The following is an 11,388-nucleotide window of genomic DNA, read 5'->3' as shown; positions in this document are numbered from 1 at the left end:
TGTGAGGAAACTATGGACTTAATTAACTTTAAAGTGGGTTATAAAACCATTTCACTTAAGATTCTTGATATCTTATTGACGGAACAATTTAATAATAACCTCACGGTGTTACCTAACGACAATAAAAGCTTTTTGGGCGTTAAAGATTATATGGGGATCCCAACCCCAGTATTCGACCTTGGAATTATTTTAAATGGAGTCTCTACGGAGCACAGTAACTTAGATGCTTTAAAACAACTTAAATCTTGGCAAAAACAACTAATCGCTTGGTTTAATAAATTAGAGCAAGAACTACTCGTTTCGCAAAGCTCGTTAAAAACAAATCAGTATGAGCTTACTGATTTTGAACAGTTTTATACCGAGTTTAAAACGGATAATGATGAATTAAAAAATACCATGTCACGCTTTGATAACCCGTTTAAATCGCTCCTAAACAAATTGACCAGTGCGATAGATGCATATAAACAAGGCAACAATAAACAAGTCGGTACTCAACTTGAGATTATAAGAAGGCATGAACTTATTCACCTAGAGCGTTTATTTGACTCGGCAATAGAGCAAATCACTTTAGATTATAAACCTATTATTGTTTTTACTACTAAAGATGGGTTGAACCCTCATATAGGCCTGTTAGTTGATAAAGTGGAAGATAATATTGAATATAAAAAAGAGGATATTAAACCACTAGATAAGCTCACTGAAGTTGGTTTTGATATTGACCCCCAAACAAGAAACATGATGTATGGTCTAATTAAGCTTGCTGATAAACATAGTGTACTTATTGATCCTAGCGCAATATTTAAGCCCAAAGAGCTTGAACCATCTAGCAGCGCTCAAGAGCAAGAAACTGAAGCCTATGGACTGTTTTAAGAATGCTTCCTTTACACCCGTAAAAGCCCGACTCTTTTAAATCAGGCTTGCTTGTATTTAGAGTCGGTGCGCTATTTTTCCCATGGGTTTCGTAATACTCAACCCATGCTACGGTTGTCTGATTAACGCAGTGCAACTGATAGCTGACGGCTGACGGCTGACGGATAATATTTTCACTTTTCTTCAGACGTAAAAAAGCCCGACTCTTTTGAGTCGGGCTTTCTCTTATTTGGAGCCTGGTAATGACCTACTTTCACATAACAAATGCTACACTATCATCGGCGCTGTTTCGTTTCACTACTGAGTTCGGCATGGGGTCAGGTGGGTCCAAAACGCTATTGTCACCAAGCAAATTTGGGTGTCAGTCCGTATCGCTACGCACTAACTAAAATTTGGAATTTCTGATAATAAAAGTTTTCAGTAATCTACTTTAGTCTATTAACTTCTTCGCTTGTTTCACTATCACATAAAACGCGTTTGGCGTTGTATGGTTAAGCCTCACGGGTAATTAGTACAAGTTAGCTTAATGGCTCACACCACTTCCACATCTTGCCTATCAACGTTGTAGTCTTCAACGGCCCTTCAGAGACTTTAAAAGTCTAGTGAGAACTCATCTCGAGGCCTGCTTCGCGCTTAGATGCTTTCAGCGCTTATCAGTTCCGAACGTAGCTACCGGGCAATGCCATTGGCATGACAACCCGAACACCAGCGGTTCGTTCACTCCGGTCCTCTCGTACTAGGAGCAACCCCTCTCAATTCTCAAACGCCCACGGCAGATAGGGACCGAACTGTCTCACGACGTTCTAAACCCAGCTCGCGTACCACTTTAAATGGCGAACAGCCATACCCTTGGGACCGACTTCAGCCCCAGGATGTGATGAGCCGACATCGAGGTGCCAAACACCGCCGTCGATATGAACTCTTGGGCGGTATCAGCCTGTTATCCCCGGAGTACCTTTTATCCGTTGAGCGATGGCCCTTCCATTCAGAACCACCGGATCACTATGACCTACTTTCGTACCTGCTCGACGTGTCTGTCTCGCAGTTAAGCTGGCTTCTACCATTACACTAACCGTACGATGTCCGACCGTACTTAGCCAACCTTCGTGCTCCTCCGTTACTCTTTGGGAGGAGACCGCCCCAGTCAAACTACCCACCAGGCACTGTCCGTAACCCCGATTCAGGGGCCAACGTTAGAACATCAAAACTACAAGGGTGGTATTTCAAGGACGACTCCACAAAAACTAGCGTCTCTGCTTCAAAGTCTCCCACCTATCCTACACATGTAGGTTCAATGTTCAGTGCCAAGCTGTAGTAAAGGTTCACGGGGTCTTTCCGTCTAGCCGCGGGTACACAGCATCTTCACTGCGATTTCAATTTCACTGAGTCTCGGGTGGAGACAGCGTGGCCATGGTTACACCATTCGTGCAGGTCGGAACTTACCCGACAAGGAATTTCGCTACCTTAGGACCGTTATAGTTACGGCCGCCGTTTACCGGGGCTTCGATCAAGAGCTTCTCCGAAGATAACCCCATCAATTAACCTTCCGGCACCGGGCAGGTGTCACACCGTATACGTCATCTTGCGATTTTGCACAGTGCTGTGTTTTTAATAAACAGTCCCAGCCACCTGGTCACTGCGGCTCCAATCAGCTTAGAGAGCAAGTCTCATCACCAATCGGAGCGTACCTTCTCCCGAAGTTACGGTACGATTTTGCCTAGTTCCTTCACCCGAGTTCTCTCAAGCGCCTTAGTATTCTCTACCTGACCACCTGTGTCGGTTTGGGGTACGATTCGGTATAATCTGAAGCTTAGAGGCTTTTCCTGGAAGTATGGCATCAGCAACTTCATCACCGTAGTGACTCGTCTCGTGTCTCAGCCTAACAGCAACCCGGATTTACCTAAGTCACTAGCCTACACACTTTCACATGGACTACCATCGCCATGCTTGCTTAGCCTGCTCCGTCCCCCCATCGCAATTATACCAAGTACGGAAATATTAATCCGTTTCCCATCGACTACGCCTTTCGGCCTCGCCTTAGGGGTCGACTTACCCTACCCTGATTAACATGGGATAGGAACCCTTGGTCTTCCGGCGTGCGGGTTTTTCACCCGCATTATCGTTACTCATGTCAGCATTCGCACTTCTGATACGTCCAGCATACCTCCCGGTACACCTTCAACCGCTTACAGAACGCTCCCCTACCACTCAGAATAAATTCTGAATCCGCAGCTTCGGTGCATAGTTTAGCCCCGTTACATCTTCCGCGCAGACCGACTCGACCAGTGAGCTATTACGCTTTCTTTAAAGGATGGCTGCTTCTAAGCCAACCTCCTGGCTGTCTGGGCCTTTCCACATCGTTTCCCACTTAACTATGACTTTGGGACCTTAGCTGGCGGTCTGGGTTGTTTCCCTCTTCACGACGGACGTTAGCACCCGCCGTGTGTCTCCCGGATATTACTTTACGGTATTCGGAGTTTGCAAAGGGTTGGTAAGTCGGGATGACCCCCTAGCCTTAACAGTGCTCTACCCCCGTAAGTATTCGTCCGAGGCTCTACCTAAATAGATTTCGGGGAGAACCAGCTATCTCCCGGTTTGATTAGCCTTTCACTCCTAACCACAGGTCATCCCCTAACTTTTCAACGTTAGTGGGTTCGGTCCTCCAATTGATGTTACTCAATCTTCAACCTGCCCATGGCTAGATCACCGGGTTTCGGGTCTATACCTTGCAACTATTCGCCCAGTTAAGACTCGGTTTCCCTACGGCTACCCTAATCGGTTAACCTCGCTACAAAATATAAGTCGCTGACCCATTATACAAAAGGTACGCAGTCACCCTCGAGGGGCTCCTACTGCTTGTACGTACACGGTTTCAGGTTCTATTTCACTCCCCTCACAGGGGTTCTTTTCGCCTTTCCCTCACGGTACTGGTTCACTATCGGTCAGTTGGGAGTATTTAGCCTTAGATGATGGTCCACCTATATTCAGTCAAAGTTTCACGTGCTCCGACCTACTCGATTTCACTTAAAATGCGTTTTCATGTACGGGACTATCACCCTGTATCGTGGCACTTTCCAGAGCCTTCCATTAACACATAATAAGCTTAAGGGCTGTTCCGATTTCGCTCGCCGCTACTATCGGAATCTCGGTTGATTTCTTTTCCTACGGGTACTTAGATGTTTCAGTTCTCCGCGTTCGCCTCGTTAACCTATGTATTCAGTTAACGATACCTGCAAGCAGGTGGGTTTCCCCATTCGGAAATCCTAGTCTCAAGTGCTTTTTACTAGCTTGACTAGGCTTATCGCAAGTTAATACGTCCTTCATCGCCTCCAACTGCCAAGGCATCCACCGTGTACGCTTAGTCACTTAACCATACAACCCAAACGGGTCTTTGTTTTGTGACAGTTTAACTTCGCCAGAAGTTAATATTGAATACTAAAGTAGATACCAATTAATCCGAGGATTAAATGGCACTGAATGATACTGCTATCATTCTTTTTTACTTTTGAAAACTCTGTACAAATACAATGTATTCATACGAATTTTATTATCAGCTTTTCCAAATTTTTAAAGAGCATATTAATTAGTAAACTCAAAGAGCAAACTAACTAACAATCATCTGTGTGGACACTACGAACAAATAAGTTCTAAATCGTATAAGGAGGTGATCCAGCCCCAGGTTCCCCTAGGGCTACCTTGTTACGACTTCACCCCAGTCATGAATCACTCCGTGGTAAACGTCCTCCCGAGGGTTAGACTATCTACTTCTGGAGCAACCCACTCCCATGGTGTGACGGGCGGTGTGTACAAGGCCCGGGAACGTATTCACCGCGTCATTCTGATACGCGATTACTAGCGATTCCGACTTCATGGAGTCGAGTTGCAGACTCCAATCCGGACTACGACGCACTTTAAGTGATTCGCTTACTCTCGCGAGTTCGCAGCACTCTGTATGCGCCATTGTAGCACGTGTGTAGCCCTACACGTAAGGGCCATGATGACTTGACGTCGTCCCCACCTTCCTCCGGTTTATCACCGGCAGTCTCCTTAGAGTTCTCAGCATTACCTGCTAGCAACTAAGGATAGGGGTTGCGCTCGTTGCGGGACTTAACCCAACATCTCACAACACGAGCTGACGACAGCCATGCAGCACCTGTATCAGAGTTCCCGAAGGCACCAAACCATCTCTGGTAAGTTCTCTGTATGTCAAGTGTAGGTAAGGTTCTTCGCGTTGCATCGAATTAAACCACATGCTCCACCGCTTGTGCGGGCCCCCGTCAATTCATTTGAGTTTTAACCTTGCGGCCGTACTCCCCAGGCGGTCTACTTAATGCGTTAGCTTTGAAAAACAGAACCGAGGTTCCGAGCTTCTAGTAGACATCGTTTACGGCGTGGACTACCAGGGTATCTAATCCTGTTTGCTCCCCACGCTTTCGTACATGAGCGTCAGTGTTGACCCAGGTGGCTGCCTTCGCCATCGGTATTCCTTCAGATCTCTACGCATTTCACCGCTACACCTGAAATTCTACCACCCTCTATCACACTCTAGTTTGCCAGTTCGAAATGCAGTTCCCAGGTTGAGCCCGGGGCTTTCACATCTCGCTTAACAAACCGCCTGCGTACGCTTTACGCCCAGTAATTCCGATTAACGCTCGCACCCTCCGTATTACCGCGGCTGCTGGCACGGAGTTAGCCGGTGCTTCTTCTGTCAGTAACGTCACAGCTAGCAGGTATTAACTACTAACCTTTCCTCCTGACTGAAAGTGCTTTACAACCCGAAGGCCTTCTTCACACACGCGGCATGGCTGCATCAGGCTTGCGCCCATTGTGCAATATTCCCCACTGCTGCCTCCCGTAGGAGTCTGGGCCGTGTCTCAGTCCCAGTGTGGCTGATCATCCTCTCAAACCAGCTAGGGATCGTCGCCTTGGTGAGCCATTACCTCACCAACTAGCTAATCCCACTTGGGCCAATCTAAAGGCGAGAGCCGAAGCCCCCTTTGGTCCGTAGACATTATGCGGTATTAGCAGTCGTTTCCAACTGTTGTCCCCCACCTCAAGGCATGTTCCCAAGCATTACTCACCCGTCCGCCGCTCGTCAGCAAAGTAGCAAGCTACTTTCTGTTACCGCTCGACTTGCATGTGTTAGGCCTGCCGCCAGCGTTCAATCTGAGCCATGATCAAACTCTTCAATTAAAAAGTTTTATGTCTTTCGACAGCTCAATGAATTCTGAATTTATTTAATATCTTTCGATATTGAATTGACTGTGCTGCAATTCCTACCGAAGTAGTTATTGCTGTTGGTCACTCAGTTTCAATTGAGACTCTAAATTTGTTTGCCTCACTACCTAAGTAGCTTGGCTGTTAGAACTCAATCTGTACGAGTGCCCACACAGATGATTGCTTTATATTGTTAAAGAACGTTGCGATTAAAGCGTTAAACTTTATCTCGCTAGGGCTGCGCATATTACGCTTTCCTATTTTTTTGTCAACACTTAATTTTGCTAAACTTGAAAGTTTTCAGAACTAAGTTTTACTCGACTCACTGAGTAGCTCGTGCCTCGCTATGCGTTGCGCTCTGCCGTCTCAGTGGGGTCGCATTATAGGGAGATCCGAAAACAGATCAACCCTTTTTTGAATAAAACTTGAAATAAATGACTGTTCGCTGGATATTTAGCCTAAACGCTCATTTTAACCACTAAAAACTACGGAAAAGTAGGTTTAACTAGCTAACTTTAAGTTTCCAACCGCATTTTTTCTGATATTTAATCTCTTGATTTAGTTCACTTGCCATCAGCGGATGCTTTTTTAACCAATTATTTTCAAATTGAATCGCTAACTCTTCATTCTCAGCTGTTATCTTGAAGTTTGGCAACACGTCATCTTGTCGGCGCATCGATAAAATAACAGCAATACGTAATAGTCGAACAATATACGCAGCAACACTACTATGTGCACCTAAATGATCTAAGCATCCTTTTTGAAGGTCTGAGCGATGGCTATGTGCTATAGCAACAATTACTTTATGCTCTGATTGCGAAAAACCAGGCATGTCGGTATTTTCTAAAATATAAGCGGTGTGTTTATGGTACTGCTTATACTCTATTAACAAACCTATTTCATGCAGCTGCGCGACGGCATTTAAAAGCGGCAATCCACTTTGCGCTGCAACCGGCCAGTACTGACTGACTTCATTAGCTAGCAGTAATGCTAAACTTGAAACTCGAGATGCTTGCTTTTGATCAACATGATAACGATTCATAAAACCATCAATAGTGCGTTGACGAATGTCGGTATTATGAAGCTCCGGTAGCATGCTATATAAAACACCTTCACGAAGAGCACCACCCGCTAACCCCATTTGTTCTATTTCAAGAGACTCAAATAGTGCAATTAAAATAGCCAGCCCAGATACAAACACTAACCGTCGCTCTTCACTTAACCCAGGCAAGTCGAGTTCAGCTATTGTTTTATAGGCTATGGATTGTTGTTTGATGGTGTATAGCTTTTCAAGGGTGAGCATTTCATTTAAATTTTGTGCCACCATAATTTCTTGAATAGCTTGCACAGTACCTGACGCACCAGAGGCAAGTTGCCAACCAGCCGTTTTATATTCAGGTGCTATTTCATCAATAACATTTCGTGCTGCTTTTATCGCAGCATTAAAGTTTGCTTCATTTAATTGGCAATCTTTAAAGTAGCGTTCGAGAAAAGTCACGCAGCCAATATTAAGGCTTTTATAGTGACGCGCTTCAAAACCTTGGCCAATAACAACCTCAGTACTCGCTCCACCAATATCAATAACCAGCTGCTTGCCAGTACATGAAGAGGTATGCGCAACCCCTTTATAAATAGTTCGCGCTTCTAGCTCGCCACTAATAACATTCACTTTATGCCCTAATATTTCTTCAGCACGTAGTTTAAAGTCGTCGGCGTTGGTTGCTAAGCGAAGTGTTGCAGTGGCAACAATGGTGATGTTCTGCGTGGGAATATCTTGCAACCGCTCTGCAAACAAGGCCAAACACTCCCAGCCTCGTTGCATAGCCTCTAAGCTCAATAAATTATTATCATCAAGCCCAGCTGCGAGTCTTACTTTACGTTTCACGCGCCCTATAGTTTGCAGGCCGCCCGCCATTGACTTAGCAATAAGCATATGAAAGCTATTTGAGCCTAAATCAATGACTGCATATACATTTTTTTGCGGTTTAAGTTGCCCCACCGTTCAAAAACCTCTAGTTACAAATACAATCAAACTAACGGTCGGTTAAGACCGTCCTTTTTGGTAACCATTATTTGGGCGACGTCCGTTGTTATTACTACGATTACGTGGACCAGTAGAAAAATTACGCTTTCTATGAATAGTCGGCTTCGTTAAATCATCTAGCAATGCACTTTTATCGTAATGTGATAATGGAATGCTGTGCTCAATGTATTCTTCAATTTCATGAAGGTTATAAGCATATTGCTCACACGCAAAACTAATTGCATGACCTGAAGCGCCTGCTCGAGCTGTACGACCAATGCGGTGAACGTAATCTTCGCAATCGTCAGGTAAGTCAAAGTTAAATACATGACTTACTTCTGGAATATGTAAACCACGTGCAGCAACATCGGTAGCCACTAAAAAGTCTAGCTCGCCTTTACTAAATTGCGCGAGTATTGACTGGCGTTTCTTTTGGTTTACATCACCGGTGAGCATGCCCACGCGATGTCCGTCTGCTTTTAACCATGCATATACGGTTTCACAGCTATGCTTAGTATTTGCAAAAACAATGGCTTTCTCAGGCCATTCTTCTTCAATCAAGGTTAACAACAGCTTAATTTTATCTTCTTGTGAAGGATGAAATAGCTCTTCTTTAATACGTTTACCTGTTTTTACATCGGGCTCTATTTGCACATGCTCAGGGTTAGTCATGTGTTCAAATGCAAGCTCTTGTACACGGTACGATAGCGTAGCAGAGAATAATAAGTTTAAACGCTCTGACGTATCTGGCATACGACGGAACATATAACGAATATCTTTAATAAAACCCAAATCGAACATACGATCGGCTTCATCTAGCACGACTACCTCAATTTCATTAAGGGTGTAACAGCCTTGCTTATATAAATCGATTAGGCGACCTGTGGTGCCAATTAAAATATCAACGCCTTTTTCTAGTTGTGCACGTTGTTTTTCGTAATCTTCGCCACCATATACTAAACCTAAGTTAAGATTACAGTGCGGCGCTAAAATTTTTGCATCTTTGTGTATCTGAATCGCAAGCTCCCGAGTTGGGGCCATGATCAGGGCTCTTGGATGTTTACTAGGTGCTTTGCTAGATTGTAATAACCGGTGGCACGTGGCAGTTAAAAATGCCAACGTTTTGCCAGTACCTGTTTGTGCTTGGCCCGCAATATCGCGCCCTTCACAAATAAAAGGTAGGCATTTAGCTTGAATGGGTGTGCAATATTCAAACCCACTTTCGGTTAACCCGGCAACCACTTCCGGTGCAATAGCAAAGTCTGAAAACTTTTTATCGGTCAAATGTGTCTTAGTCATAGCGTTTAAGCATAACGTTTAAACTTGCAATAAGAAACAAGAGTGTTTAAATACGCACTAAATATTTCGCCTAACTAAACCGGAGAGCGCAATGAGCGAGAAAATAATCCAAATTACCGACGATAGCTTTGAAGCTGACGTATTACAATCAGACAAACCTGTACTAGTAGACTTTTGGGCAGAATGGTGCGGACCGTGTAAGATGATCGCCCCAATTCTAAGCGAAGTTGCTGATGAGTTTGATGGCCGTGTAACTATCACTAAATTAAACATTGACCAAAATGCAGGCACACCACCAAAGTTTGGTATTCGTGGTATCCCTACACTACTACTTTTCAAAGATGGTCAAGTAGCTGCAACTAAAGTAGGCGCACTATCAAAAACACAATTAGTTGAGTTTTTAGAAAATAACATCTAATAAGTGTTAATTAAAAAAAGGGCTCTCAGCCCTTTTTTTATAATTTATTTTGCAGAAGTACTGGACGCTGCTGTAATGACCTGCTAGTTTATAAAGCCAACTAATCCTTAGTTATATTCAACGAACCTCACTCAACGATCTAATAAAGCGATTTTGAGTATGACAACTGTAATAAAGAACCCACCAATATGCATTTACGCGAATTAAAAGACAAGTCTATAAAAGAGCTTGTAAACCAAGCTGAGTCCATGGGGCTCGAAAACGTAGCCCGTTTGAGAAAGCAAGATATCATTTTTGCAATTCTTAAATCACACGCCAAAGGCGGAGAGAATATCTTCGGTGGTGGTGTTTTAGAAATTTTGCAAGATGGTTTTGGCTTTCTAAGATCATCAGAAGCTTCTTACTTAGCAGGCCCAGATGATATTTATGTATCTCCGAGTCAAATTCGCCGCTTTAGTATGCGTACTGGCGACTCTATTTCAGGTCTTATTCGTCCACCAAAAGACGGTGAGCGTTACTTTGCTTTGCTTAAAGTAAATGAAGTTAACTTTGATAAACCTGAAAACTCTCGCACTAAAATCCTTTTTGAAAACCTAACCCCACTTCATGCAAACGAACGTTTTCGTATGGAACGCGGTAACGGCAGTAAAGAAGATATTACCGCACGAGTTCTTGATTTGGCATCACCAATTGGCCGCGGCCAACGTGGATTATTAGTAGCACCGCCAAAAGCGGGTAAAACAATGTTGCTACAAAATATTGCGCAATCAATCACACATAACCACCCTGACGTTACATTAATGGTTTTACTTATTGATGAGCGCCCGGAAGAAGTTACTGAGATGCAACGCCTAGTAAAAGGTGAAGTTATTGCATCAACATTCGATGAGCCAGCTTCTCGCCACGTGCAAGTTGCGGAAATGGTTATCGAAAAAGCAAAGCGCTTAGTTGAGCATAAAAAAGATGTGGTTATCTTGCTTGATTCAATCACCCGTTTAGCACGTGCATATAACACGGTTATTCCATCATCAGGTAAAGTACTAACCGGTGGTGTAGATGCTAATGCGCTTCATAAACCTAAGCGTTTCTTTGGTGCTGCACGTAATGTTGAAGAAGGCGGTAGCTTAACAATTATTGCAACGGCCCTTATTGATACCGGCTCTAAAATGGATGAAGTTATCTACGAAGAGTTTAAAGGTACAGGTAACATGGAACTACACCTTAACCGTAAAATTGCGGAAAAACGTGTATTCCCAGCTATCGACTTTAATCGCTCTGGTACACGCCGTGAAGAGTTACTCACTAAGCCAGATGAACTACAAAAGCTGTGGATTTTACGTAAAATAGTACATGACATGTCAGAAATTGACGCCATGGAATTTTTAATTGATAAACTATCGATGAGTAAAACCAACGATGAGTTTTTTGATTCGATGAAACGTAAGTAAGCTAAACTCTAGTTAAATCAACGTTTTTAAATAAAAAAGACACCAAATGGTGTCTTTTTTGTTTTTAGAGTAGATTAACCTGAACTCTGGTTAAGAGATTTACTAACATATTG

The 11,388-nt window shown here is 43.7% G+C and carries 5 protein-coding genes and 3 rRNA genes; 3 read left to right on the top strand and 5 right to left on the bottom strand.

Features of this window, described 5'->3' with window-relative positions; translation table 11 throughout:
* Window positions 1-12 precede the first annotated feature (12 nt).
* Window positions 13-870, top strand: coding sequence for a chemotaxis protein (locus FLM54_RS00655; protein ID WP_178954560.1), 858 nt, complete (start codon window positions 13-15; stop codon window positions 868-870).
* 234 nt (window positions 871-1,104) lie between these two features.
* Here the strand turns inward: FLM54_RS00655 and rrf are convergent.
* The 5 genes from rrf to rhlB all read right to left on the bottom strand — a co-directional run bounded on the left by rrf (window position 1,105) and on the right by rhlB (window position 9,409).
* Window positions 1,105-1,219, bottom strand: a 5S ribosomal RNA gene (gene rrf / locus FLM54_RS00650).
* Between the two features lie 138 nt (window positions 1,220-1,357).
* A 23S ribosomal RNA gene (locus FLM54_RS00645) occupies window positions 1,358-4,242 on the bottom strand.
* Window positions 4,243-4,527: 285 nt separating this feature from the next.
* Window positions 4,528-6,063, bottom strand: a 16S ribosomal RNA gene (locus FLM54_RS00640).
* The 16S, 23S and 5S rRNA genes sit together here, the layout of an rRNA operon.
* A gap of 529 nt (window positions 6,064-6,592) precedes the next feature.
* The gene (gene gppA / locus FLM54_RS00635; protein ID WP_178954558.1) at window positions 6,593-8,086 is read right to left on the bottom strand and encodes a guanosine-5'-triphosphate,3'-diphosphate diphosphatase; all 1,494 of its coding nucleotides are present in this window, start codon (window positions 8,084-8,086) and stop codon (window positions 6,593-6,595) included.
* A 45-nt stretch (window positions 8,087-8,131) separates the two neighbouring features.
* Window positions 8,132-9,409, bottom strand: coding sequence for an ATP-dependent RNA helicase RhlB (rhlB, locus tag FLM54_RS00630; RefSeq protein ID WP_138605404.1), 1,278 nt, complete (start codon window positions 9,407-9,409; stop codon window positions 8,132-8,134).
* Window positions 9,410-9,500: 91 nt separating this feature from the next.
* Between rhlB and trxA the strand changes: the two genes are divergently transcribed.
* Both trxA and rho read left to right on the top strand, forming a co-directional pair.
* Window positions 9,501-9,827 carry a thioredoxin TrxA gene (gene trxA / locus FLM54_RS00625; protein WP_008109071.1) on the top strand — a complete coding sequence of 109 codons (327 nt, stop codon included), beginning with the start codon at window positions 9,501-9,503 and terminating at the stop codon, window positions 9,825-9,827.
* 188 nt (window positions 9,828-10,015) lie between these two features.
* Window positions 10,016-11,275: a transcription termination factor Rho gene (gene rho, locus FLM54_RS00620; protein WP_010392671.1), complete on the top strand. Its 1,260-nt coding sequence runs from the start codon at window positions 10,016-10,018 to the stop codon at window positions 11,273-11,275.
* The last annotated feature ends 113 nt before the right edge of the window (window positions 11,276-11,388 follow it).

It is taken from the genome of Pseudoalteromonas sp. Scap25 (assembly GCF_013394125.1).
GTDB lineage: Bacteria > Pseudomonadota > Gammaproteobacteria > Enterobacterales > Alteromonadaceae > Pseudoalteromonas.
This window is presented reverse-complemented; position numbering and strand designations above follow the sequence as displayed.